This window comes from Polaromonas sp. P1_F1 (assembly GCF_056405795.1).
On record NZ_JBFUBJ010000001.1, the window covers coordinates 624,928 to 650,631 of the forward strand.

Below are 25,704 nucleotides of genomic sequence, written 5' to 3' on the forward strand. Positions count from 1 at the left end.
CTCTCTACCGCCGGAAGCGCTTGAGAACCAAAAGTAACCAAAATAAAACTTGGCGGAATTCATAAGCTGAAATGTAGCACAGCTCAAGTTGAGCTATCAACTCACGACAATTTTTGAAGGATTTGCCAGGGAATATCCACGTTGGGGTTAATTGGTTTTCTCTTGGGGTCGGAGGCCAACACATCCCTGAATACTTTATAGCCGGTGGCATAGGGCACAAAAATCCAGAAGTCTTTCTGTCCTCCTACGCTCAATGGCGTGCCATAGCCGGGCATCTCTGAGCCATCCATCACAAGCTGTGCTACATATTTGCGCTCGCCTATCGCAAGAGTGCCGCGATCAAAACACCAACGCGCTCCTTTCGCGTCCTGAAAACATTGCTTCCCAAATATCCGTCCCAGCAATGCATCACTTAAAACAGTCTCACCTATATCGCCAATCCGAATGTATTGAAGCCTCTGGCGCTTGGGATCGTCTTTGGAATAAGCCCAGAGTTTGTCCCCCGAAGCGTTCAAGCAAGCGTTTGAAGCCGCTTCGTGCCATGAAGAAAGCGTCGGCTCACCGGTTTTATCAATCCATAGCGTGGGATAACCATTCATGGGACTGTTTTTACTGGTCACCTCGCTCCAATTTTTTTTGAGGACAAGCTCGTCCCAAAGCTGCTTGGCAACATAGGAGCCGCTGATTTTTTTCAACCTGCCACCGCTATCGCAAGCAGGCTCAGCCCGCACCAACGGCATGCCGCAATAAGTTGCTACGACCCAAACCCCCAAAAAAAAAGCGCACCTGCCCACGATTTCCACCTACAGACTCAGGCCGTCCCGCCCACGGTCAGGCCGTCGATGCGCAGCGTCGGCTGGCCCACGCCCACTGGCACGCTCTGGCCTTCCTTGCCGCAGGTGCCCACGCCGCTGTCGAGCTGCATGTCGTTGCCCATCATGGTGACGCGGGTCAAGGCGTCGGGGCCGTTGCCGACAATCGTCGCCCCCTTGACGGGGTAAAGAATCTTGCCGTTTTCGACCCAGAAGGCTTCGCTGGCCGAAAACACGAACTTGCCCGAAGTGATGTCGACCTGGCCGCCGCCGAAGTTGGTGGCGTACAGGCCTTTTTTGATGCTGGCCACGATTTCTTCGGGCTGCTTGTCGCCGCCCAGCATGTAGGTGTTGGTCATGCGCGGCATGGGCACATGGGCATAGCTCTCACGCCGGCCGTTGCCGGTGGGCTTGACCTTCATCAGGCGCGCGTTGAGCGAATCCTGGATGTAGCCCTTCAAGATGCCGTCTTCAATCAGCACGTTGCGCTGGCTGGCGTTGCCTTCGTCGTCCACGTTGAGCGAGCCGCGGCGGTCGGCAATCGTGCCGTCGTCCAGCACCGTTACGCCCTTGGCTGCCACGCGCTGGCCGATCTTGCCGGAAAACGCGCTGGAGCCCTTGCGGTTGAAGTCCCCTTCAAGGCCGTGGCCGATGGCCTCATGCAGCAAAATGCCGGGCCAACCCGAGCCCAGCACCACTGTCATTTCGCCGGCCGGCGCGGGGCGCGCATCGAGATTGGTCAGTGCGGCTTTCACCGCGTCGTTCACGTATTCGGCGATCTGCGCATCGTCAAAATAAGCCAGGCCAAAACGCCCGCCACCGCCGCCCGAGCCGACTTCACGACGGCCTTTCTGCTCGGCAATGACCGTCACGCTCAGACGCACCAGCGGTCGCACGTCGGCGGCGAGCGTGCCGTCGGCGCGCGCGACCATCACCACGTCGTATTCACTGGCCAGGCCCGCCATCACCTGCACGATGCGCGGATCCTTGGCTTTGGCGAGCTTTTCGACTTTCTCGAGCAACTGGACCTTGGCGGTGCTGTCCAGCGTGGCGATCGGGTCCAGGCCCTGGTAGAGCGAACGGCTGCCGGCCACCTTCCGGGCGGGCGTCTTGACGCGGGCAGCCTTGCCGCCCGCAGAAATGCTGCGCACCGTGCGCGCCGCATCCAGCAGCGACGCCTCGGAAATGTCATCGGAGTAGGCAAAGGCGGTCTTTTCGCCACTGACAGCGCGCACGCCCACGCCCTGATCGATGCTGAAAGAGCCGGTCTTCACGATGCCCTCTTCCAGGCTCCAGCCTTCGCTGCGGGTGTACTGGAAGTAGAGATCGGCATCATCGGCGCCGTGGGAGGTAATTTCGCCCAGCGCGCGGCTCAGATGCGCCTGCGTGAGGCCGAAAGGCGCCAGCAGCAGCTTTTCGGCAATCGCCAGCCGTCCGGATGTGGACTCCGTGGTCGGCCGCGCAGCGGACGAGACAGTGGATTTGTTGGCGGTGGAAGCGGGCGTGGAGCGAAGGAAGGTCATGCGGCCATTGTAGGCAGTCTGCCCTGCCCCGTCAGGGCCTGTGCACAGGCCGGTACGAGGCCCAGGGCTTTGCCCGCCGAGTTCCGGCCGTCGCAAGGCAAGTCGCGGTCATGATGCCTTGCGCGGGCCCTCGGTGAACTCAGGCGATTAGCGGCTGGTAACGCATTGACAGCGCTTCGCGCACCTGCTCCAGGGGTTGACGCCAGTCCCCAGCCGCGGCCTGGCGAAATATCCTTGCGCTCGGATACCAGGGGCTATCGCTCCTCTCCAGCAGCCAACGCCAGTCGGGGATGTAGGGAACCAGAATCCAAACCGGTTTACCCATGGCACCCGCAAGGTGTGCCACGCTGGTATCCGACGTAACAACCAGGTCCAGTGAGTCGATCACAGCTGCCGTATCGGCGAAAGTCTTCAGCGCCTCGCCCGGACAGAGGATGTGAGGTTGCGTCTTCATGACAGGAATGTCCACTTCACGAAGCATGGGTTGAAGGCATATTGCCGGCATTCCGTCGGGCAGGGCTTGCAGAAATTCCGCAAGTCGCAGAGAGCGTAGCCGGTCGCGCTTCTGTTTGGCGTTGCCGGACCAAACAATGCCCACCCGGGGGGTAGCAGATCCAGCCAAGGCAGCGAGCCGCTGTTGCCAGGCCGCCTTTTTATCGGGATCGGCTTTCAAATAAGACAAGCTCGCCGGCACAAACCCGGTCCGATGATGCCCCAGGGCCAATGGAAGGCTCATCAAGGGACAATAGCAATCAAACGGCGGCAAGGGCTCATGCTCCTCCAGAACGCGGGTCACCCCTGGAAGAGTCCCCATCAGCTCTTTAAGTCCCGCCTGCACCTGAAGCACAACGCGCGCGCCCTGCGCGGCCACTTCCGTGGCGTATCTGGAAAACTGGATGGTGTCCCCAAATCCCTGTTCACACGAGAGCAGGATCGTTTGACCGGCGATAGCCTCCCCACCGAGCCAGAGAGGCTTTGCAAAGACCTTGCGCTCTTTCACGTCTTTTTCTTTCGCGCTTCTGAGCCGCCACTCGTATTCCGTCCAGCCCGTTGCATAGTCGCCATTCAGCAGGGCGCTAAACCCGAGATTGAAATGAGCGGCGAAATTCCCGGAGTCCAGCTCAAGGGCCGTCCGGTAACTTTTGATGGCGTCATCATGGAAGCCCTGTTCACCCAAGGAAATACCGAGGTGAACCAGCGTATTTGCGTCCCCTGGATTGAGATCCAGTGCCCGCCGCATCAACGGAATCGCCCGTGCGAAATCTCCCGCGGCCTCGCACGCGGCCCCCAGGTTGCTCATGAATTGGGCGTTCTCCGGCTCCAGCGCAAGGGCTTTTTCGTAGGGCGCTATCGCCTTGAGCGGCAAATTCTGGGCGCTGTACAGGTTTCCCAGATTGCAGAGAAGCCCGACTGATTCGGGAAATCGGCGAATGCCTTCCTGCATGATCTCTTCCGCCTCCGTCATCTGCTCATGTTGAAAGAGTTCATAGCCCAATTCACGATAGGCCGGTTCAAACTCTGGCGCAAGCAGCACAACCTTCTTGAATCGGTGAATGGCCTGAGATACGTTTGCCTCCCGCTGTGCGAGCGTTCCCAACATGAAATGCGCGTCATGCTGTGTGGGATCCAGACTTGCGGCCTGTTCAAGTGCCGCCTTGGCTTCCAGAAGGTGGCCCTGCTCACTTAATACATATCCGAGATTGATCAGTGCGAAGACATCTTCTGGATCGGCCTTCGTTGCCTCGCCGTAGCACAAAGCCGCCTCATAAAGCTTGCCTTCTGCCAACAAGGCATTGCCATTCTTTTTGAGTTCAGCGCAACGATCCTTGTCAGGCGCACCGACGCTGGCTGCAGCGCTCGACGAAGCCGGCAGGATTTTTCTTAGAAGTCCGAACATGCTGCTCCAGAAAAACAGTAAGAACTACAGCTGTAAAGAAAGCCACTGCGTCAATTCATCGGCATAGGCATCATTAACGCCGCGGTCTTTCAATGTCCACAAAAAGGCATTACCCAGCTTGGCTTTTTTGTAGGTATTGAGTTTGTTGGCCCGTTTAAAGGCAGCGAGTTCATGCGACATCTTTATCAGCGTTTTTTCTGCTTTTTCCGCAAATTTCTTTTCTTTCACCGACTCTTTGGCCGGCAGCTCGCGGATCACGAGTTCCGCCAGCGAAATGCCGCACTGACTTGCGGCCCGCGTATCAAACCAGTCAAAAAACTCCATATGAACCTCCTTGTTTAGCTCTGCACCAAGCGCTTGGCCTTGGCGATCGACATCAGCATGCCGATGGCCAGTCCCAGCGTCACCATGGCCGTGCCGCCATAGCTGATGAAAGGCAGCGGCACGCCCACCACGGGCAGGATGCCGCTGACCATGCCCATGTTGACGAAAGCATAGGTGAAAAAAATCATGGTCAGCGCACCGGCCAGCAGGCGCGAAAACAGGGTCGATGCCTCCAGCGCAATGGCCAGTCCGCGCAAAATCAGGAAGATGAACGCCGCAATCAACAACAGATTGCCCAACAGACCGAACTCTTCGGAGTACGCCGCGAAGATGAAGTCGGTGGTGCGCTCGGGAATGAACTCCAGGTGCGTCTGGGTGCCGGCCATAAAGCCCTTGCCCGTGATGCCGCCCGAGCCAATGGCGATCATGCCCTGGATGATGTGAAAGCCCTTGCCCAGCGGGTCGCGCGAGGGGTCGAGCAGCGTGCAGATGCGCTGCTGCTGGTAGTCGTGCAGGATGGGCCAGCGCACGCCGTCGGCACAGATTTGCGGCTCGAACCACACCACGAGGAACACGCCGATGAGGCCCAGCAGCACTGGCGGCAGGATCAGCTTCCAGCTCAGCCCGGCAAAAAAAATCACCGCGAGCCCCGCGGCCAGCACCAGCAGGGAGGTTCCCAGATCAGGCTGCTTCATGATGAGCCCGACCGGAACGAGCAGCAACAACCCGGCGGCCAGGAAGTCCAGCGGGCGTAGCTGGCCTTCGCGTTTCTGAAACCACCAGGCCAGCATCAGCGGCATGGCAATTTTCAGGATTTCGCTGGGCTGGATCACCACGCCCACATTGAGCCAGCGCCGAGCGCCTTTTTTGGTGATGCCGAAAACGGCCACGGCGACCAGCAACGCCACCCCGGCAATGTAAAGCGGCACGGCAAAAGCCATCAAGCGCTGGGGCGGCACCTGGGCCACCACAAACATGATGGCGCCGGCAATCAGCATGTTGCGGCCATGGTCGATAAACCGGGTGCCGTGGTCATACCCTGACGAATACATGATCAGGAGGCCTGCACAGGCCAGCAAAAACACCGCAAACGCCAGCAGGCCGTCAAAGCCCTGGAGCAATGGCAAGGTTCGCTGATAAAGGGAGGGTTTGTCGAAAACGGCGGCCATGCGCGGATTATCCGTCAGCCTTGAAGCCGGGAACGCGTGGCCGGGCATCCCGCGAAAGCGGGCATCGCTATCAATTACATAGCTGCTCGCGCTGGCCCTGATTGGCTTGAAACCCTGTTTCACTTAAAACCGGCATCAAACACCGCGAAACCCGGGAAATCGGCTCCGGCAAAACCTGTGGTGGCCAGCCCGTCTAACATGCGGCATGCGCACCACCCACCTGCTCTATCTCCACGGATTTCGCTCCTCCCCCCAATCCGTGAAAGCAAAAAAAATGGCCGCTGCCGTGCAGCAGCGCCATCCCACCGTTCACTGGTGGTGCCCGCAGCTGCCACCTTCGCCGCACGCCGCGCTGCAGATGGTGAAGGACGAAATTGCCGGCTGGCCCGGCAAGCCGGGCTACCAAAGCATGGGCGTGATCGGCTCTTCGCTGGGCGGCTTTTACGCCACTGCGGTGGCCGAACAGGCCGCTTGCAAGGCCGTGCTACTCAACCCGGCCGTGGAGCCGGCGCGCGACCTCACCCGCTACATCGGCGAGCAAACGGCCTGGCACAACCCGGAAGAACACTTTTTCTTCGAACCCCGCTTTGTGGATGAGCTGAAAGCACAGCACGCCGGGCCGCTGAAATCGCCGCAAAACTACCTCGCCATCGTTGCCAAGGGTGACGAAGTGCTGGACTGGCGTGAAATGACGGCCCGTTATGCGGGCGCTCACATCCGGCTGCTGGAAGGCGGCGACCATGCACTGAGCGACTTTGACCGGCATTTGCCGACCATCCTCGACTTCCTGGCATTGGCCTGAAATCTCTCTGAAGCAGCCCTGATTACACTAGTCTCAAGTCATCAAAGACACCAAAGGGATCCCGTTTTGTTTGTATTGTTTGAAGAAGCCGGCAAGTTCCTGGCCGGCCGCATTTTGTCCGAGAGCGATGCCTCGCTGCAGGTCGAGCTCGACTCGGGCAAGCGTGTGAAGGTCAAGGGCGTTAATGCCCTGCTGAAGTTTGAAAAGCCATCCCCTGCCGAGATGGTGGCCGCCGGCCAAAAGCTGAGCCACGATATTGAGCTGGACCTGGCTTGGGAATTCGCCAGCGAAGACGAATTCGGCTTTGCCGACCTGGCGCGCGATTACTTTAGCGCCGACGGCAAGGCCGCCTCGCTGGAGCAGCAGGCCGCCGCGCTGTTTCGCCTGTACGACGCGCCGCATTACTTTCGCCGTGCCGGCAAAGGCCGCTTCAAGAAGGCACCGGCGGAAATCCTGCAGCAGGCGTTGGCCGCCATCGAAAAGAAGAAGCAGGTCGCGGCGCAAATCACCGCCTGGGCCGAAGAGCTGGGCCGCGGCGAATGCCCGGCGCCGGTGCGCGAGCAGCTCTACAAAATTCTTTTCAAACCCGACAAGAACAGCGCTGAATACAAGGCCGTCGTCGAAGCCTCACGCGCCACGCACACCGCGCCGCTCGATTTGCTGCAAAAGGCAGGCGCCATCGCCTCGCCCTACCAGTTCCACTGGAAGCGCTTTTTGTTCGAGAACTTTCCCAAGGGCACGGGTTTCCCGGCGCTGCAGGCGCCCGAGGTCAAGGACGAATTGCCGCTGGCCGACGTGAAGGCGTTTTCCATCGACGACTCGGCCACCACAGAGATCGACGATGCGTTGTCCGTGCAAGGCCTGGGCAGCGGCACTGTCACGCTTGGCATCCACATCGCCGCGCCGGGCCTGGCCGTATTGCCCGGCAGCCCGATCGACACCGTGGGCCGCGCACGGCTTTCTACCGTGTACATGCCCGGCTACAAGCTGACCATGTTGCCGGATGACATCGTCAAAAGCTACACGCTGCAGGAGGGCCGCAACTGCCCGGCCCTCTCGCTGTACCTCACACTGGATGAGGCCACGCTGCAGATCAAGGAAAGCGTGACCCGGCTGGAGCAGGTGCCCATCGTCAGCAACCTGCGCCACGACGTGCTGGACAGCACCTTCACCGAGGCTTTTTTTGAAGCTGCGCAAAGCAGCCCGCCTACCGGCGTTCAGTGGGGCGTGGAGCTGACCTTTTTGCACCGGCTGGCCAAACACCTGAAGGCCCAGCGCGAAATCGTGCGCGGCAAACCCGAGAACTTCAACCGGCCAGACTACAACTTCAGGCTGGACAACCCCACAGGCGGCGAGCCCCAGGGCAACGAGACGGTCAGCATCAGTACGCGCCAGCGCGGCGCACCGCTGGACTTGATCGTGGCCGAGGCCATGATCCTGGCGAACAGCACCTGGGGCGAGTGGCTGGCCGAGCACGGCGTGCCCGGCATTTACCGCAGCCAGGCCAGCCTCTTGCCCGGCGTGAAAGTGCGCATGGGCACCAAGGCCCTGCCGCATGCGGGCATCGGCGTCAAAAGCTATGCCTGGAGCACCTCGCCGCTGCGCCGCTACACCGACCTGGTCAACCAGTGGCAAATCATTGCCTGCGCACGCCATGGCCGCACGGCGGCACTGGCTGCGCCGTTCAAGCCCAAGGACGCCGAGCTGTTTTCCATCATCTCGGGCTTTGATGCCGCCTACAGCGCCTACAACGGGTTCCAGGCCGGCATCGAGCGCTACTGGACACTCAAATACCTGCAGCAGAACAACCTCACCGAGCTGACCGCCACCGCCTTCAAGGACAACCTGGTGCGCGCCGACGAGTTGCCGCTGGTGCTGCCGGCCGCCGGTGCGCAGGGCCTGCCGCGTGGCGCGAAAGTGCGTATAAAGCTGGGCGAGATCGACGAGATTACGCTGGATATTTCCGGCACAGTGGTCGAGCGGCTGGACGTGGAGATGGATGAGTCTCCTGATCCGCTGGGCGAGGAGGATGGCGAGTCCGAGATGGCCGCCGGCCCGATCTCGATTGCAGTCGATGTCAATGAGCCACAAACCGATGCCGCTGTGGCGGCTCCGGTCGCCGGTTAACACCGCAATACGCTCATAAACACCGATAATCTCTTCCTGTGAAGTCACCAAGCACACTGCAAATCGCCCTGGGCGCCTCCATCGCCTTTCATGCGGTGTTGCTGACGGCGCGTTTTGTTGATCCGGACCGCTTCAACCGTGTCTTTCAGGACACGCCGCTGGAAGTGATCCTGGTCAACGCCAAGTCCAACGAAAAGCCTGACTTTGCCAAAGCCATCGCGCAGGCCTCGCTGGCCGGTGGTGGCGAGATGGAAAAAGGCCGCGCCACTTCTCCCCTGCCGCCTTCGGCCCTGATGGAGCTGGGCGACGCCACCGAAGACGCCCAGCGCAAGGTCGATTCCCTGCAGGAGCAGCAAACCCAGTTGCTCGCCCAAATCAAAAAACAGCTGGCCTCGATGCCGCCGCCCGACCCCACACAGCCCGCCAACAACCCGGCGCAGGCCGAGCGCGAGGAAAAACGCAAGCAGCTCGTCAAGATCCTGGCGGAAATCGAGCGGCGCATCAACGAAGAAAACGCACGGCCGAAAAAGCGCTACATCAGCCCGGCCACACGTGAAGAGGTCTACGCCGTTTATTACGACGAACTGCGCCGCAAGATTGAAGACAAGGGGACGGTGAACTTCCCCGAGCTGGCCGGCAAAAAACTGTACGGTGAACTCACGATGATTGTGACGGTGAATTTTGACGGCAGTGTGATCGACACGGAAGTCGTGCAGACCTCGGGCAACCTGACGCTGGACCGGCGGGCGCAAAGCATCGTGCGCGGCACGGGGCCTTTCGGCAAGTTCAGCGATGCGATGCGCAGCAAGGCGGACCAGATCGTGGTGGTGTCGCGCTTCAAGTTCACGCGCGATGACACGCTTGAAACCAAACTCACCAGCCGCTAGCCCCGACTGCTGCTTTCAGCCCCACGCACATGAACACCCGGCCCCGCCATGGATAAATATTACGTCCTGGGCAACCCGATCGCACACAGCAAATCCCCGCTGATTCACGCGCGATTTGCCGAGCTCACGGGGCAATCCCTGCAATACGAACGCCTGCTGGTGCCGCTGGAGGCGTTCGGCGCCACACTGGCTGAACTGGTACAGGGCGGCGTAAAAGGCTGCAACGTCACCGTGCCTTTCAAGCTGCAAGCTTTTGAAGCCGCAAGCACACGGACCGACAGGGCGCAATTGGCCCAGGCCGCCAACACGTTGGTGCTGCAAGGCGGCGCCATCCACGCCGACAACACCGACGGCGTGGGCCTGGTGAACGACATCCAGAACAACGCCGGTGTTTCGCTGGCCGGGCGCGATGTGCTGCTGATCGGCGCAGGCGGTGCCGGCGCCGGCGCGCTGGCCACCCTGCTGGCGGCCGGGCCACGCCGTCTGGTGCTGGTCAACCGCACGCGGGCGAAAGCCGACGCGCTGGTGGCACGGCACCGGGCACACTCGTCCATGCAGGGCTTGCTACAAAAAACGGAGCTACTCGCGCACGACCTGCAAGGGCTGCAGGGCTATTTCGATGTAATTGTCAATGCCAGCGCAAGCAGCCTGACTGGCGCGGGGGTGCCGGTTCCGGCGCGGGTGCTCAAGCCCGGCGCGCTGGCCTGCGACATGATGTACGGCCCCGCCGCGGCGGGCTTCATGGCCTGGGCCCGGGAAAACGGCGCAACGCCGCGCGACGGGCTGGGCATGCTGGTGGAGCAAGCCGCCGAGGCCTTCGCCCTGTGGCGCGGGGTTCGTCCGCCCTCTGCCCAGGTATTGCGGGAAATGCGGGCGCAGCTGGCATGAAGGCATGCACGCCATGAAAGCACTCCTCAGGCTCATCGGCCTCGGGCTGCTGGCAGGCCTGGCGCTGCAACTGTTTTTTGTGGCGCGCATTGCCATGATGGCCGTGGTGGACCCGGAATCCACCGCTTTTCAGCGCTCGGAAGCCTACCTGGTAGTGCGCAACACCGGATCCCTCAAATGGCGGCAGCAATGGGTGCCTTACGACGACCTGCCGGACAACCTCAAGCGCGCGGTAATCGCATCGGAAGACGCCAGCTTCGCCGAGCATGACGGCGTGGACATGGAGGCACTTGAGAAGGCCTGGGACAAAAACGCCAAGGCCGAGCAGCGCGCCGCACAATCCGCCAGCCGCCTGGCTCCCGCCAAGGCAGCGGCAACACCCGCCAGACCGGTAAAAATCATTGGCGGCTCCACCATCACCCAGCAGCTCGCCAAAAATCTTTTCCTGTCGGGTGAGCGTACGCTTTTGCGCAAAGGCCAGGAGCTGGTGCTGACGCTGCTGCTCGAAGCCCTGCTCGGCAAGGAGCGCATTCTGGAGATTTACCTCAACAGCGTGGAGTGGGGCGAAGGCATTTTTGGCGCCGAGGCCGCAGCGCAGCATTACTACCGCAAGCCTGCGTCAAAACTGAGCGCCTATGAATCCGCGCGGCTGGCCGTCATGCTGCCGCGCCCCAAATACTTTGAAACGCGGCCCGGCTCGGGCTACCTGGCTTCGCGCGCCAGCACCATCACGGCCCGTATGGGCGGTGTGGAACTGCCCTGAATGCTGAGCAGCAAAAAGGGCCGAATCCCATGAACGACAAATTTTCTCCCATCCTGGCCAAGCTGATGGGGCTTTTCCTGCTGGGACTGATCCGCACGCTGACCGGTGCACAGGCCCGCTGGCAAGGCTGCCCGCCCAAGGCGGAACAGCGTATTTATTTTGCCAACCACCAGAGCCATGCCGACCTCGTGCTGATGTGGGCGGCGCTGCCGGAAGAGCTTCGCAGCATCACGCGACCGATTGCCGCGAAAGACTACTGGACCAAAACGCCTTTCAAGAAATGGATCACCACGGCGGTCTTCAACGCGATTTACGTGGACCGTGCCAAGACCGGCGACCAGGACCCGCTGGAGCCGCTGATCGAGGCCCTGACCAGCGGTGACTCGATCATCCTCTTTCCGGAAGGCACACGCGGCAACCACGAAGAGCCGCAAAAATTCAAGGCGGGCCTGTACAACCTGGCGCTCAAATTCCCCCAGGTGGTGCTGGTGCCGGCCTGGATCAACAATGTGCAGCGCGTCATGCCCAAGGGGGAAGTCGTACCGGTGCCTATCCTCTGTTCCGTCACCTTCGGCGCACCGATTGCACTGGGCGAGGGCGAAGACCGGGGCGAATTTCTGGCGCGTGCACGCCAGGCCGTCATGGATCTCAGGGAAACCTGACACAAGTCCCGGAATCCCGATGAACACTTTTTTGCGCAACCTTTCTCCCTCACACCAGGTCGGCCTGCTGTTCGTGCTGGTGTTCGGCATCCTGACCGTGATCAGCGTAGCCGCCTTCGTGATGGCCCTCAAGGACACGCACGAAGACGACCTGCACACCCAGAAACTCAAGGAATTCAGCGGCCTGCTGCGCACCTCGTGGTTCATGTCCACGGTGTTCTGGATCGGCTGGACGCTGGGCGAAACCGTGGCAACCGTGCTGTTCGGCATGGTGGCTTTTTTTGCGCTGCGCGAATTCATCACGCTCTCACCCACCCGGCAGGGCGACCACCGCAGCCTGGTGCTGGCCTTTTTTGTGGTGCTGCCGGTGCAGTTTGCCCTGGTCATCACGCGGCACTTTGACCTAGTGACCGTGTTCATTCCGGTCTACGTGTTCCTGGCGATTCCGGTGGTCAGCGCGCTGGCCGACGATCCTCACCGTTTCCTCGAACGCAACGCCAAGCTGCAATGGGGCATCATGGTCTGCGTCTATGGCATCAGCCATGTGCCCGCCCTGCTGCTGCTGAAGTTTCCCAACTACCAGGGAAAAAACGCCTTTCTGGTGTTCTTCCTGGTGTTTGTGGTGCAAAGCTGCATGATCGTCCAGCACCTGGTGGGTCGCAAACTGCAACGACCGGGCAGCGCGCCCAATGTCAGCAAGAGCTTTAACTGGACCAGCTGGTTGATCGCCGTCGTTGGGGCCAGCCTGCTGGGCGGACTGTTGGCGGGCCTCACACCCTTCAAGCCGGCGCAGGCGGTGGCCATGGCCTTTATTGCCTGCGTATCGGGCTCGCTCGGGCACCTGGTGATGAAAGCCCTCAAGCGTGATCGCGGCATTCCCAACTGGGGAAATCGCGGCGTGGGCGTCACCGGTGCCAGCGGCCTGTTGGACCGCGTGGATGCGCTGTGCTTTGGCGCACCCATATTTTTTCATTCAGTTAGATGGTATTTTGGCCTCTAACTCAATGAACACGCGCGCGATCAGCTATCAAATACATAGCATATGAGAATCCTCGGCATCGACCCCGGCCTGCAGGTCGCAGGTTTTGGCGTGATCGACATGGACGGCCAGCACCTGCGTTATGTGGCCAGCGGCACCATCAAGACCACACATATGGAACGCAGCGATTTGCCGGGCCGGCTGAAAGTGCTGTTTGAGGGCGTGTGCGAAGTGGTGGAGCGCTACCAGCCCGATGCGGCCTCTGTCGAAATCATCTTTGTCAACGTCAACCCGCAGGCGACGCTGCTGCTGGGCCAGGCGCGCGGGGCCTGCATCACGGCCCTGGTCTCGCGCCAGCTGACAGTGGCCGAATACACGGCGCTACAGCTCAAAAAGGCGGTTGCGGGCTATGGCAAGGCGGGCAAGGCCGAGGTGCAGGAGATGGTGATGCGCCTGCTGAAGCTGCCCTCCCTGCCTGGCAAAGACGCGGCCGATGCGCTGGGGCTGGCGATTACCCACGCCCACGTGGGCAGCGCCATGGCGCGGCTGGCTCAGGCCAGTGGCATAGACACAGCAATGGCGGGGAACTATCGAGGTGGGCGCAGCCGCTAACGCGGCAGGAGCGTCAAGGCAGCCCGGTTGACTCGCTACGCGACGCGCTCGAGTATCAGTACCGCAAAAAATCCGAACGCGGCGATCAGCGTCCACTTGAGAATGGTGAGCCCGAACTGCTTGAACCGTGGCTGCCCAGTACCGGCGTAAAACATGAACGACACCACCGCGGCCAGCAAAAACAGCAGGATGAGCCAGCGAAACAGCAGCATGGCGTGTTCCGCCGGCCCTACCAGGCACGTGCCAGCGTGGCGAAGCCTTGCGGTGCTTTTTTCTCGTCCTCGAAGGTGACGACTTCGTAGGCATCCTTATGCGACAGCAGCTCGCGCAGCAGCTTGTTGTTCATCGCGTGGCCGGAGCGGAACGCGCTGTAGGCGGCCAGCAGCGGTTTGCCCAGCAAATAGAGGTCGCCCATGGCATCGAGGATCTTGTGCTTCACGAACTCGTCGTTGTAACGCAGCCCGTCGCTGTTGAGCACCTTGTAGTCGTCCATGACGATGGCGTTGTCCAGCCCGCCGCCCAAGGCCAGGCCATTGGCGCGCATCATTTCCACATCCTTGGTGAAACCGAAGGTGCGGGCCCGCGCGATGTCGCGTGTGTAGGCGCCCGAACCCATGTCGAACTCAACGCGCTGGCCGGTGGAGTCCACCGCAGGGTGGTCGAAATCAATTTCAAAACTGAGCTTGTAGCCTTCATAGGGGCTCAGGCGCGCCCACTTGGTGTTGGCGCCCTCGCCTTCGCGCACTTCCACAGGCTTGATCACCCGGATAAAGCGCTTGGGTGCGGCCTGCAGCGCAATGCCGGCCGATTGCAGCAAAAATACAAACGAAGAAGCCGAGCCGTCAAGAATGGGGACCTCTTCCGCCGTGATATCGACATACAGGTTGTCAATACCCAGGCCGGCGCACGCCGACATCAGGTGCTCTACCGTATGCACTTTGGCGTTGCCGCTGGAAATGGTGGAAGCCAGCCGTGTGTCCGTCACGGCCTGCGCAGAGATGGCGATGTCCACCGGCTGCGGCAAATCCACACGGCGAAACACGATCCCGGTATCGGGCGCCGCCGGCCGCAAGGTCAGTTCCACCCGCTGGCCGCTGTGCAGGCCCACGCCCACGGCTCTGGTCAGGGATTTAAGGGTACGTTGCTGAAGCATATGGGTGATTTTAAGTGTTGCAGCCGATTGCCGCAGTTGGAGTGTTTGATGGCCACCATAGCCAAAGTGCTACAGGTTTTGCCTTGTTACAGGTGCTGCCTGAAGAATGCCGTCCAGTGCGGCACCGCGACGAAGCGATTCTTCCAGTAGCCCGTGTGGAAAACCTTGCTGACACATCGGGCCATCATGGCGTTGACGTCGTCGCCGGGCATGGTGATGCCGCTGTTAAGTTCGGTCACGCCCGATTCGTCAACCAGAACATCGCATTTGGCATAGTGCGGCCCAAAGACATTGCGTTGCCGTTTGTAAGGCGCGTCGAAACTGTGGCCCTCGCCTTCCAGTACCACGATCTTCGCGTTGCCGCCGCGCCCGTTCATCCAGCCCACGTGGCGTTCACAGTACCGGCTCGGGGTTTCGTCGTCCACTTCACCCGTGATGAAAAGAAATGGGGAATTCACGTAGGCGTCACGCCGGGCATTGCGGTAACCGCAGTAGCCATACAAACCCACCACCGCATCGACGGGTTTGAGGTTGAAGTCGTCGGCGTACAAGCGCCGCATGTTGCGCTCAATCAGTGCGTGGGCGAATTTCTGCTGCATCATGACTGCGGCACCGCCACCCTGCGACTCACCGATGCTGCCGACCTTCTCGAAACCGCGGCCGCGCAGCCAGCCGGCAGCTGCGAGGCTGTCAATGGCCATATTGAATTCGTTACCGCCTTTGCGCGATGCCGCCGGATAGTCGTTGTGCGTCACGTCGATGCCTCGAGGCTTCCAGTGATCGATCACCAGCGCTGCGAAACCCTCCTTCTGAAGGCTGTCCACATAGTCAAACATCCGGCTGTCGATGCCCTGAGATCCGTGCGAGATCAGCACAATCTTCGTCTGCCCGGGCTGGCTGAACAGGTAGCCCTGCGCATCGAGCTTGTTGCAGACAAAGGGAGTACCCGCACACACCATGCTGGGCCAACTCACTTTTTCGGCCGCCTCGGGCCTGGCGGTCTGGGCGGGCGCAGACTGCGCGGACAAAACAACCAGCGCGGCGCAAAACCCTCGTATATCCATGGCGACCTCTTTGTTCTGGAGACGCTCTGCGTTGCAAGGCCAAAAAAAAGGGCGGACTACCAGCCCGCCCCTTTCGCCCTGCTTTGCGGGAACCTTAGTCAGCCTGCTTGCGCAGGAAGGCCGGAATCTCGAAGTCGTCCATCCCGCCGGAGGCCAGGGCATCGACTTTTGCGGCCGCCTGGGTCCGGTTGGTACGCCACACGCTGGGCACCGACATGTTGCCGTAGTCGGGCTGGGCCGATCCCATGGCCGTCTGCGCCGCACCGGCGCCATTGGCCGTTGTGTTCAGCGTCGGGACGTTGAACGGCACGTTGTCAGTACCCGTGCGCAGCACCTGCAGCGGCGGCGCATGGCGGCGCACGCCCTGGCGGGACAAGCCCGTTGCGACCACGGTCACACGGATATCGTCGCCCAGTTCATCGTCGTAGGCCGTGCCGTAGATCACATGCGCATCGGGGGAGGCGTATGCGCGGATGGTGTTCATCGCCAGCTTGGATTCGCTCAGCTTGAGCGAGCCCTTTGCCGCGGTGATCAGCACCAGCACGCCTTTGGCGCCCGACAGGTCAATGCCTTCCAGAAGCGGGCAAGCTACAGCCTGTTCGGCGGCGATGCGCGCACGATCAGGACCGTTGGCCTTGGCCGTTCCCATCATGGCCTTGCCGGGTTCACCCATCACGGTGCGCACGTCTTCAAAGTCGACGTTGACGTGGCCGGGCACGTTGATGATTTCGGCAATGCCGCCCACGGCGTTTTTCAGCACGTCGTTGGCATGCGCAAAAGCCTCATCCTGCGTGACGTCGTCGCCCAGCACTTCGAGCAGCTTTTCATTGAGCACCACGATCAGTGAGTCAACGTTGGCTTCAAGTTCTGCCAGGCCGAGGTCGGCGTTGGTCATGCGGCGACCGCCTTCAAAATCAAACGGCTTGGTCACCACGCCGACGGTCAGGATGCCCATCTCCTTGGCCACGCGTGCGATCACGGGGGCGGCACCGGTACCGGTGCCGCCGCCCATGCCCGCGGTGATGAACAACATGTGCGCGCCGGCAATGGCGCTGCGGATGTCGTCCACAGCCAGCTCTGCCGCATCGCGCCCCTTGTCGGGCTTGCTGCCCGCACCCAGGCCGCTGGCACCCAGCTGGATGGTCTTGTGCGCACTGCCGCGGCTGAGTGCCTGCGCGTCGGTATTGGCGCAGATGAATTCGACGCCTTGCACGCCGCATTCGATCATGTGCCCAACGGCGTTGCCACCACCGCCGCCCACACCGATCACCTTGATCTGTGTGCCCTGGTTGAATTCTTCGATTTCAATCATTTCGATGCTCATTGGGAGCCTCCTAATCAATAAACTGCAGTTGCCAAAATTTTCAGAACGTTGTATTTATGTTTGACATGACCGGCTTACGCAGGGGGATCCGCCCCGCCTGAATGCATACAACGTGAGGGCCTGCCGATAAAAGTGGAATAGGTATTCATCAGAAATTCCCCACAAACCAGTCTTTGACCCGGCCGAATGCGTTGTGCACACTGCCTGCCTTTTGCGACACCTTGTAGCCCCGCATGCGCGCCAGCCGGGCTTCTTCGAGCAAGCCCATGACCGTGGCGGCCCGGGCCTGGGCCACCATGTCTGACAGCGCACTGTTGTAGCGCGGTATGCCCCGGCGAACCGGTTTGAGGAAGATGTCCTCCCCGAGTTCCACCATGCCGGGCATGACGGCACTGCCACCGGTAATGACGATGCCCGAAGACAACACCTCTTCGTAGCCCGACTCGCGGATCACCTGCTGGACCAGCGAAAAAATTTCCTCGATGCGCGGCTCGATCACGCCCGCCAGGGCCTGCTTGCTCAGCATGCGCGGTCCCCGGTCTCCCAGCCCCGGCACTTCCACCTGCGTGTCGGGGTCGGCCAGCAGCTGCTTGGCGTAACCGCTTTCCACCTTGATGTCTTCAGCGTCCTTGGTGGGCGTGCGCAGCGCCATCGCGATGTCGCTGGTGATCAGGTCACCGGCGATCGGGATCACCGCGGTGTGCCGGATGGCGCCACCGGTGAAGATGGCGACGTCGGTGGTGCCGGCACCGATATCGACCATGGCCACACCCAGCTCCTGCTCGTCCTGTGTCAATACCGCCAGACTCGAAGCCAGCGGGTTGAGCATGAGCTGATCGACTTCAAGCCCACAGCGCCGCACACATTTGATGATGTTTTCAGCCGCGCTCTGGGCGCCCGTCACGATGTGCACCTTGGCTTCCAGGCGTATGCCGCTCATGCCGATGGGTTCGCGCACGTCCTGGCCGTCAATCACGAACTCCTGCGGCTCCACCAGCAGCAGGCGCTGGTCGGTCGAGATGTTGATGGCCTTGGCCGTCTCGATCACGCGCGCTACGTCGGCCTGCGTGACTTCCTTGTCCTTGACCGCCACCATGCCGCTGGAGTTGATGCCGCGGATGTGGCTGCCGGTAATGCCGGTGTAGACGCGGGCGATCTTGCAGTCGGCCATCAGTTCAGCCTCTTTCAGGGCCTGCTGGATGCTTTGCACCGTGGCGTCAATATTGACGACCACCCCGCGTTTGAGCCCGTTGCTCGCCGCGATGCCCAGGCCGGCAAGCTTGAGCTCCCCGCCCGGCATGACCTCGGCCACCACCGCCATGACCTTGCTGGTTCCGATGTCCAGCCCGACCACCAGATCTTTGTATTCCTTGGCCATATATTTACCTTTTTTTCTTTCCGTCGTCTTTGTCAGCGGGGCTTCCCGTGGTGACACCCCTGAGCCTGATCGCATAACCATTGCCGTAACGCAGGTCGGCGGATTCCAGGTCCCGCCCGTACCGGGATGACACCTGCGTCACCGTGGCAATAAAGCGGCGGGTACGTGCCTGTATTTCGTCCAGCGACCCGTGCCCCAGTTCGATCACGGCGCCGCTGTCCAATTGGGCACGCCAGCCACCCTGGCCGGTCATCTGCAATTGCTCCAGCGTGGCATCTGTTTCGTCGAACATCGGCGCCAACGCCTGGTAGGCCTGCAGTACCTGCGCCGCCTGACCCGGCGGCCCATTGAGCACCGGCAGGTCTTCCGCCTCGACGTCGCCCTGGTTGGCCTCAAACACCTCACCGAAGCTGTTGACGAGCCGGGCGTCGCCCTCGGCCCCCCAGAACGCCACCGGTTTGTGTTCCTGCAGCACCACCTTCAACCGGTTCGGAAATTCGCGCTGCACCAGCGCCCTGCGCACCCAGGGAACGGACTCGAACACCGCGCGCGTGGCACCCAGGTTCACCGTGAAAAAATTGCCGGACAACCTGGGCGCCACATTGGCCCGCAGCGTGACGGCGTTGTTGTGCGCAAGGTCGCCCTCCACACGGATTGCGTTCAGGCTGAACAGGGACTGGCGCATGAGCCACGCCACAGCCAGTGACGCAACCATGGCGGCAAACGCCAGGCCCAGAACCACCGAGAAGGTATTCATGAGCTTGACGTCCAGCGGCAAGGAAGGCGGCAGTGGCAGGGTTCTGCTCAAGTGGCGGATCCTCCGTGTTTTTGGTGGTCGAGCGAAGCAGTCTTCAGCACTTCGATGCAAAGGTCTTCATACGAGATTCCGGCTGCTCGGGCGGACATGGGCACCAGCGAATGCCCGGTCATGCCCGGCGACGTGTTGATCTCCAGCAGGTAGGGCTTGCGCGTGGCCCTGTCTATCATCACGTCGGCGCGGGCCCAGCCACGGCAATTGAGAATGCGAAAGGTGTCCAGCACAAGCTGCTGGATGACAGCCTCTTCGCCCTCGGGCAGCCCGCAGGGAACCAGGTACTGGGTGCTGTCGGTGAAGTATTTGTTCTGGTAGTCGTAGTTGCCGTCGGGCGCCACGATGCGGATGACCGGCAGTGCGCGTGCCCCCGCACCGGTACCCAGCACCGGGCAGGTCACCTCGTCACCGCTGATGAATTGCTCGCACAGGACATCGGCATCGAGTTTTTCGGCCTGTGCCACAGCGCTGGCCATGGCGGAGCGTTCCGTCACCTTGGTCAGCCCGATCGACGAACCTTCGCGTGCCGGCTTGACGATCAACGGCAGGCCGAGCGCATCCGGCAAGGCAGCGATGTCTGCAGCGCCGTAAGTGCCACGGCGCAGCAGACGGTATTGAGGGGTTGGCAATCCTTCGGAGATCATCACGCGCTTGGTCATGACCTTGTCGATGGCCATGCTGGAAGCCATGACGCCGGAGCCGGTGTAGGGAATGCCCAGCAATTCGAGCGCACCTTGCACCGTGCCATCTTCCCCAAAGCGTCCATGCAATGCGATGAAGCAACGCTCGAACCCGTCCTTCTTCAGCTCGCTCAGGTCACGCTCGGCAGGATCAAAGGCGAGGGCATCCACGCCGCGCGAGCGAAGCGCTTTCAGTACCCCGTTACCTGACATCAGCGAAACCTCGCGCTCGGCCGACAGCCCGCCCATCAGGACGGCGACTTTTCCAAAATTCAACGCGCCTGCTTTCATGCCCGGACCTCCCTGGTACCGCCATGCCCTGCCGGCTCCAGCATTTCTGCAACCCTTGCGGGCACCATGCCGATGGATCCGGCCCCCATGCACATCACGACGTCGCCATCCAGCGTGTTGTCGAGAATGGCCTGCGGCATGGCATCGATCTCGTCCACAAAGACAGGTTCTACCTTGCCGGCCACGCGCAAAGCCCGCGCCAGCGAGCGTCCGTCTGCGGCCACGATGGGCGCTTCACCGGCGGCATACACCTCGGACAGCAGCACCGCATCGGCGTTGCCGATGACCTTGACGAAATCTTCAAAACAGTCACGCGTGCGGGTGTAGCGGTGCGGCTGGAAAGCCAGCACCAGCCGCCGGCCGGGGAAGGCGCCGCGCGCGGCAGCCAGCGTCGCGGCCATTTCCACCGGGTGATGGCCATAGTCTTCGATCACGGTGAAATGTCCGCCGCCCTTGGCCGGCATGTCCCCGTAACTCTGGAAGCGCCGCCCGACGCCCCGGAATTCAGCCAGCGCTTTCTGTACTGCCGCGTCGGGCACGTTGAGCTCAACGGCAATGGCAATAGCCGACAGGGCATTGAGCACGTTGTGCTCGCCGGCCAGGTTGAGCACCACGTCCATGTCGGGCAAGGTCACGCCATTGCGGCGCTGTGCCGTGAAATGCATTTGTGCGCCCACCGGCCGCACATTGACGGCGCGCACCTGCGCATCTTCGCCGAAACCATAGCTGGTAATGGGGCAGGAAACCTGCGGCAGGATGTCGCGCACAGCCGGGTCGTCGGTGCACAAGATCGCCGTCCCGTAAAAAGGCATGCGGTGCAGGAAGTCGACAAAAGCTTTCTTGAGGTTGCCGAAATCGTGACCGTAAGTCTCCATGTGGTCAGCGTCGATGTTGGTGACGACAGCCATTACGGGCAGCAGGTTCAGGAACGAAGCATCCGATTCGTCAGCTTCGACCACGATGTAGTCGCCCGAGCCGAGCTTGGCGTTGGCACCGGCGCTGTTGAGGCGCCCGCCGATCACAAAGGTCGGGTCCAGGCCGCCCTCGGCCAGCACGCTGGCGACCAGGCTGGTGGTGGTGGTTTTGCCGTGCGTCCCGGCAATCGCGATGCCCTGCTTCAGGCGCATCAGTTCAGCCAGCATCAGCGCGCGCGGCACCACGGGAATACGTTTTTCACGCGCCGCCAGCACCTCGGGGTTGTCGGCCTGTACGGCGGTGGATGTCACCACGGCGTCAACCATCTCAAGGTTGCCGGCGGTGTGGCCGACGAAGGTCTTGATGCCGAGCTTGCCCAGGCGTCGCAGCGTTGGGCTGTCTGACAGGTCAGACCCCGAAATGACGTATCCCAGGTTGTGCAGCACCTCTGCAATGCCAGACATGCCGGCGCCGCCCAGACCGATGAAGTGAATGTTTTTGATGGCGTGTTTCATGTCGCCAGCTCCTCACAAGCGGCCACCACACGGGCCGTGGCTTCAGTTTTTTGCATGGTTTTGGCCTGTAAGGCTTTCTGGACAAGCGCAAGCCGCTCTGTTTTTTGTAGCATTTCTGCCAGCATTCCGGCGCTGAGGTCGCGCTGCTGGATCAGCCATCCGCCTCCCTGGTCGACCAGGAACTTCGCGTTGACTGTCTGGTGGTCGTCGACCGCAGCGGGAAAAGGCACGAACACTGCCGCAGCGCCCACCGCAGCGATTTCCGTGACCGTACTGGCGCCAGCGCGGCAAATGATCAGGTCGGCATCGGCGAAGGCCTTCGCGGTGTCTTCAATGAAAGGCGTGAGCTCGGCCGATACGCCAGCCGCCGCATAGTTGGCGCGCAATTCTTCAATCTGCAGCGCGCCGCTTTGGTGGAGGACCTGTGGTCGTTCTGCTTCAGGGATCAGTGCGAGGGCTTTGGGTACCAGCTCGTTCAACCCCCGGGCGCCCAGGCTCCCGCCGATCACCAGCAGTTTCAGGGGACCGCTGCGTCCGGCAAAACGCTCTTGCGGGTCGGGCTGCCGGGTAAATGCTGGCCGCAGTGGGTTGCCCACCCATTCGGCTTTGGGCAACACACCCGGAAATGCGGTGAAGACGCGGTCAGCCACACTCGCCAGCACCTTGTTGACCATACCCGCCACCGAATTCTGCTCGTGCAGAACCAGGGGCTTACCCAACAGCACACTCATCATCCCGGCCGGAAAACTGATGTAGCCGCCCAGGCCGACCACCACATCGGGCTTGACGCGGCGTACCACCTGGATGCTTTGCCAAAACGCCTTGAGCAGGCGCAGGGGCAGGAATGCCAGCGTGACCGGCCCTTTGCCCCGCACACCGGAAAAATCAATCGATTCGAAAGGGAAGCCGCGGGGCGGCACCAGCTGGCTTTCCATGCTGGGGCGAACTGCGCTGCCACGCCCGCCCAGCCAGTGCACCCGCCAGCCGCGCTCCCGCAGGGCCTCAGCCACGGCCAGGCCCGGGAAAATGTGCCCGCCCGTTCCTCCGGCCATCACCAAAGCACAGTGTTGCTTGCTCATGCGCGGCCTCCTCTCATGAGCAGGCGATTCTCATAGTCAATCCTCAGCACCACGGCCAAAGAAATCAGGTTCATCAGAATCGCCGAACCACCGTAACTCATCAACGGCAGCGTGAGGCCCTTGGTCGGCAGCGCACCGAGGTTCACGCCAATGTTGATGAAGGTCTGGAAACCTATCCAGATGCCAACGCCTTGCGCCACCAGACCGGCAAACAGGCGGTCCAGGGCAATCGACTGGCGACCGATGTGCATGATGCGGCGGGTCATCCACATGAACATGCCGATCACAGCCAGCACACCCAACAGGCCAAACTCTTCGCCAATCACGGCCATCAGGAAGTCGGTGTGCGCTTCGGGCAGCCAATGCAGCTTCTCAATGCTGCCGCCCAGACCCACACCGAAAATCTCGCCGCGGCCGAAGGCAATCAGGGAGTGGGAGAGCTGGTAGCCCTTGCCCATGGAGTATTTATCGCTCCACGGATCGAGGTAGGCAAAGATGCGCTCACGCCGCCATTCGCTGAGCATCACCATCAGGCTGAAGGCAACCACCACCACAGCCGCGATGACAAAGAACATGCGGGCATTGACACCGCCCAGGAAGAGAATACCCATCGCAATGACCGAGATCACCATGAACGCGCCCATGTCGGGTTCGGCCAGCAATAACAATCCGACAATTGCTATGGCTACAGCCATGGGCATCACCGCGCGGAAGAAGCGCTCTTTCACTTCCATCTTGCGGACCATGTAATCGGCCGCATAGAGAAGCACCGCGAATTTCGCGAGCTCTGAAGGCTGAAAGTTCATGATGCCCAGCGAAATCCAGCGGCGGGCGCCGTTCACGCCTTTTCCGATAAACGGCACCAGGACCAGTATCAGCAGCAACAGGGAGAGGACAAACAGCCAGGGCGCCAGTTTTTCCCATGTGGCCAGCGGCACCTGGAATGCCAGGACGGCGACGATGAGAGCGACCACCAGCGACAACACATGGCGCAGCAGGAAATGGGTATGCGCATAGCGCGCGAATTTGGGGTTGTCGGGCATGGCCACGGAAGCTGAATACACCATCACAAGGCCCCACATCAGCAAGGCCACGGTGACCCACAGCAGCGCCTGGTCAAAACCGGCCATGCGAACAGGAGGTGCGGCCAGCGTCTGTGGCCGGCTGTGTCCGCCAAGCCGCACGGGAAGGACTTCCGACGCGGCCTTGCCGACACCGGAGAACCAGCCGAAAAAGCGCACGACAGCCGTCACAGCACATGCCCCTGTTCTTGCGCCAGCGCCTGCACGGCGTCGCAAAAGACCTTGGCCCGGTGCTCGTAGTTGTCGAACATGTCGAAGCTTGCACAGGCCGGCGACATCAGGACGGCGTCACCGGTCTGTGCCTGCTGCGCGGCCAGGGTGACCGCTTCCTCCATGGATGCGGCGTCGAACACTGGAATATTGCGGGGCAAGACCTCCTTGATGAGAGGCGCATCGCGCCCTATCAGCACCACGGCCCGGACGTGGCGTTGCACCGGGTCGGCCAACGGTGAGAAGTCCTGCCCCTTGCCTTCGCCGCCCAGAATGAGCACCAGCTTGCGCTCCAGTCCCAACCCTGTCAGAGCCGCCACGGTGGCGCCCACGTTGGTGCCCTTGCTGTCGTCGAAGTATTCAACGTCATTAACGACAGCCACCGACTCCACGCGATGGGGCTCACCGCGGTATTCGCGCAGGCCGTGCAGCATGGGGGCGAGGTTGCAGCCCGCAGCCACAGCCAGGCCCAGCGCGGCCAGGGCGTTGGTGGCGTTATGCCGCCCGCGTATGCGAAGGGCTTCGATAGGCATCAGGCGCTGCACGTGCAGCTCTACCTCTTCGTCCTTGCGGCGCTTGATGGTTTCGTCGGCCTCGGCCGCGCGCACCAGCCAGGTCATGCCATTGACGGTTTCGATGCCGTAGTCGCCGGGGCGCTGCGGCTCGCCGGCGCCGAAGGTCGCATGGGGGCGCACCTGGGGCGGCTTCAGGCGCACCTTGACGGGCGGCGGCAGCATGGCCATCACGCGAGCGTCATCGCGATTGAGCAGCATGAAGGTGCTGGCACCGAAGACCCTGGCTTTCGCCGCGACGTAGGCGTCCATGTCGCCGTGCCAGTCCAGATGGTCCTGCGTGATGTTGAGCACCACGGCGGCCGTTGGCTCAAAGCCCTGTACATCGGCGAGCTGGAAACTGGACAGCTCCAGCACCCAGACTTGCGGCAGGGTTTGCGCATCCATATGGGCCGACAGCGTGTCGAGCAGCGTCGGGCCGATGTTGCCTGCCACGGCCACCGTTTTCCCGGCGCGCTGCACCAGTTGGCCCAACAGCGAGGTCACCGTGGTTTTGCCGTTGGTTCCCGTGATGGCCAACACTTCGGGCCGGTAGCCGGTGGGCTTTTCCGGCGGCACAAGACCCAGTAATTCAGGGGTTGCAACCCTTTCGCTCGCTTCTTCAAGGGCGACTGACCCGCCCTCTGGTGTGCTGTCTGCCGCATCTGGCAGAACCTCTGTGTCGTCGGAGGCACCGGCCGGCACAGAGGTTTCACCCGCGAGCGAATCAGCTGCAGCCATCGCATCGGGCACGTCCGTTCCATCTGAGGATTCGGATGACAGCGACTCAGGCACCGGCTCCGGGAGTGCGGGAGGTGCCTCAGTTTCAGGCTCGTCTTCCACCGCCTCTGCGGCAGGGACATCGCGGAGATCGGCAAGAGCCAGGGAGAACAGATCAAGCTCACCCCCAACCGGCAAACCGATCTCGCGCACAGCCTCCACCACAGGGGCGATCACTGCAGGCGCCAGCCCCGGCGAACGGTAGACAGCACGCACGGCAGTACCTTGCACCAGCGCCGGCGTAAAAGCACCGCCGATGAACGTGACGCCCGGCAATTCCTGTCGCAACGTTGCAAGCAAGGAAGGCGCCTCGCGCGTATCGGCGACCGTGACCGAAGCGCCATGGCGCACGCACCAGCGCGCCATGGCCAGGCCGGACGCACCCAAGCCCAGGATCAACACGGTTTGGTCTTGTAAATGCCGCAT

The 25,704-nt window shown here is 61.6% G+C and carries 24 protein-coding genes; 8 read left to right on the forward strand and 16 right to left on the reverse strand.

From position 1 onward, the window contains the following. Window positions 1–101: 101 nt before the first annotated feature. From AC1DZE_RS03055 to rodA, 5 genes are all read right to left on the reverse strand, one after another. Complete coding sequence (locus tag AC1DZE_RS03055) at window positions 102–695, reverse strand: hypothetical protein (protein WP_477672325.1); 594 nt, start codon at window positions 693–695, stop codon at window positions 102–104. 116 nt (window positions 696–811) lie between these two features. Then, window positions 812–2,335 carry a metalloprotease TldD gene (gene tldD / locus AC1DZE_RS03060; RefSeq protein ID WP_477668382.1) on the reverse strand — a complete coding sequence of 508 codons (1,524 nt, stop codon included), beginning with the start codon at window positions 2,333–2,335 and terminating at the stop codon, window positions 812–814. Window positions 2,336–2,474: 139 nt separating this feature from the next. After that, window positions 2,475–4,232 (reverse strand): tetratricopeptide repeat protein, encoded by a 1,758-nt coding sequence (locus AC1DZE_RS03065; RefSeq protein ID WP_477699764.1) that lies wholly within the window; start codon window positions 4,230–4,232, stop codon window positions 2,475–2,477. A 24-nt stretch (window positions 4,233–4,256) separates the two neighbouring features. Then, window positions 4,257–4,556, reverse strand: coding sequence for a hypothetical protein (locus tag AC1DZE_RS03070; RefSeq protein WP_477672328.1), 300 nt, complete (start codon window positions 4,554–4,556; stop codon window positions 4,257–4,259). Between the two features lie 14 nt (window positions 4,557–4,570). Beyond that, a complete protein-coding gene (gene rodA, locus AC1DZE_RS03075) occupies window positions 4,571–5,725 on the reverse strand; it encodes a rod shape-determining protein RodA (RefSeq protein ID WP_477672329.1) in 1,155 nt (384 codons plus the stop codon). A 205-nt stretch (window positions 5,726–5,930) separates the two neighbouring features. Here rodA and AC1DZE_RS03080 point away from each other — a divergent pair, with 205 nt between their 5' ends. The 8 genes from AC1DZE_RS03080 to ruvC all read left to right on the forward strand — a co-directional run bounded on the left by AC1DZE_RS03080 (window position 5,931) and on the right by ruvC (window position 13,445). After that, a complete protein-coding gene (locus tag AC1DZE_RS03080; protein ID WP_477668386.1) occupies window positions 5,931–6,527 on the forward strand; it encodes a YqiA/YcfP family alpha/beta fold hydrolase in 597 nt (198 codons plus the stop codon). Between the two features lie 66 nt (window positions 6,528–6,593). After that, window positions 6,594–8,654, forward strand: coding sequence for a ribonuclease catalytic domain-containing protein (locus AC1DZE_RS03085; RefSeq protein ID WP_477699765.1), 2,061 nt, complete (start codon window positions 6,594–6,596; stop codon window positions 8,652–8,654). A gap of 38 nt (window positions 8,655–8,692) precedes the next feature. Beyond that, window positions 8,693–9,541: an energy transducer TonB gene (locus tag AC1DZE_RS03090; protein ID WP_457281085.1), complete on the forward strand. Its 849-nt coding sequence runs from the start codon at window positions 8,693–8,695 to the stop codon at window positions 9,539–9,541. A 48-nt stretch (window positions 9,542–9,589) separates the two neighbouring features. Continuing rightward, complete coding sequence (aroE, locus tag AC1DZE_RS03095; protein ID WP_477668389.1) at window positions 9,590–10,429, forward strand: shikimate dehydrogenase; 840 nt, start codon at window positions 9,590–9,592, stop codon at window positions 10,427–10,429. Window positions 10,430–10,442: 13 nt separating this feature from the next. After that, on the forward strand, window positions 10,443–11,192 hold the full coding sequence (locus tag AC1DZE_RS03100; protein WP_477699766.1) for a transglycosylase domain-containing protein: 750 nt from the start codon (window positions 10,443–10,445) through the stop codon (window positions 11,190–11,192). 29 nt (window positions 11,193–11,221) lie between these two features. Then, entirely contained in the window at window positions 11,222–11,854 is a 633-nt protein-coding gene (locus AC1DZE_RS03105) for a lysophospholipid acyltransferase family protein (protein WP_477673843.1), read from the forward strand. A 19-nt stretch (window positions 11,855–11,873) separates the two neighbouring features. Then, entirely contained in the window at window positions 11,874–12,854 is a 981-nt protein-coding gene (locus AC1DZE_RS03110; protein WP_477668392.1) for a phosphatidate cytidylyltransferase, read from the forward strand. A 42-nt stretch (window positions 12,855–12,896) separates the two neighbouring features. After that, on the forward strand, window positions 12,897–13,445 hold the full coding sequence (gene ruvC / locus AC1DZE_RS03115; protein WP_477668393.1) for a crossover junction endodeoxyribonuclease RuvC: 549 nt from the start codon (window positions 12,897–12,899) through the stop codon (window positions 13,443–13,445). A gap of 35 nt (window positions 13,446–13,480) precedes the next feature. Here the strand turns inward: ruvC and AC1DZE_RS03120 are convergent, their stop codons facing one another. From AC1DZE_RS03120 to murD, 11 genes are all read right to left on the reverse strand, one after another. Continuing rightward, complete coding sequence (locus tag AC1DZE_RS03120; RefSeq protein WP_477668394.1) at window positions 13,481–13,657, reverse strand: hypothetical protein; 177 nt, start codon at window positions 13,655–13,657, stop codon at window positions 13,481–13,483. A gap of 17 nt (window positions 13,658–13,674) precedes the next feature. Next, window positions 13,675–14,598 carry a UDP-3-O-acyl-N-acetylglucosamine deacetylase gene (gene lpxC, locus AC1DZE_RS03125; RefSeq protein WP_477668395.1) on the reverse strand — a complete coding sequence of 308 codons (924 nt, stop codon included), beginning with the start codon at window positions 14,596–14,598 and terminating at the stop codon, window positions 13,675–13,677. A gap of 86 nt (window positions 14,599–14,684) precedes the next feature. After that, the gene (locus AC1DZE_RS03130; RefSeq protein WP_477668396.1) at window positions 14,685–15,662 is read right to left on the reverse strand and encodes a dienelactone hydrolase family protein; all 978 of its coding nucleotides are present in this window, start codon (window positions 15,660–15,662) and stop codon (window positions 14,685–14,687) included. 94 nt (window positions 15,663–15,756) lie between these two features. After that, window positions 15,757–16,986, reverse strand: coding sequence for a cell division protein FtsZ (gene ftsZ / locus AC1DZE_RS03135; protein WP_477668397.1), 1,230 nt, complete (start codon window positions 16,984–16,986; stop codon window positions 15,757–15,759). A 148-nt stretch (window positions 16,987–17,134) separates the two neighbouring features. Next, complete coding sequence (gene ftsA, locus AC1DZE_RS03140) at window positions 17,135–18,364, reverse strand: cell division protein FtsA (RefSeq protein WP_431098281.1); 1,230 nt, start codon at window positions 18,362–18,364, stop codon at window positions 17,135–17,137. A gap of 4 nt (window positions 18,365–18,368) precedes the next feature. After that, window positions 18,369–19,172, reverse strand: coding sequence for a cell division protein FtsQ/DivIB (locus AC1DZE_RS03145; protein ID WP_477668398.1), 804 nt, complete (start codon window positions 19,170–19,172; stop codon window positions 18,369–18,371). Beyond that, on the reverse strand, window positions 19,169–20,146 hold the full coding sequence (locus tag AC1DZE_RS03150; RefSeq protein ID WP_477668399.1) for a D-alanine--D-alanine ligase: 978 nt from the start codon (window positions 20,144–20,146) through the stop codon (window positions 19,169–19,171). The genes AC1DZE_RS03145 and AC1DZE_RS03150 overlap by 4 nt, the downstream gene beginning before the upstream one ends. Continuing rightward, a complete protein-coding gene (gene murC, locus AC1DZE_RS03155; protein WP_477668400.1) occupies window positions 20,143–21,576 on the reverse strand; it encodes a UDP-N-acetylmuramate--L-alanine ligase in 1,434 nt (477 codons plus the stop codon). Before murC ends, AC1DZE_RS03150 begins: the two co-directional genes overlap by 4 nt. Then, window positions 21,573–22,655 (reverse strand): undecaprenyldiphospho-muramoylpentapeptide beta-N-acetylglucosaminyltransferase, encoded by a 1,083-nt coding sequence (murG, locus tag AC1DZE_RS03160; RefSeq protein ID WP_477668401.1) that lies wholly within the window; start codon window positions 22,653–22,655, stop codon window positions 21,573–21,575. The genes murC and murG overlap by 4 nt, the downstream gene beginning before the upstream one ends. Beyond that, window positions 22,652–23,908 (reverse strand): putative lipid II flippase FtsW, encoded by a 1,257-nt coding sequence (gene ftsW / locus AC1DZE_RS03165; protein WP_477668402.1) that lies wholly within the window; start codon window positions 23,906–23,908, stop codon window positions 22,652–22,654. The genes murG and ftsW overlap by 4 nt, the downstream gene beginning before the upstream one ends. Next, window positions 23,905–25,704 (reverse strand): UDP-N-acetylmuramoyl-L-alanine--D-glutamate ligase, encoded by a 1,800-nt coding sequence (gene murD, locus AC1DZE_RS03170; RefSeq protein WP_477699767.1) that lies wholly within the window; start codon window positions 25,702–25,704, stop codon window positions 23,905–23,907. The genes ftsW and murD overlap by 4 nt, the downstream gene beginning before the upstream one ends.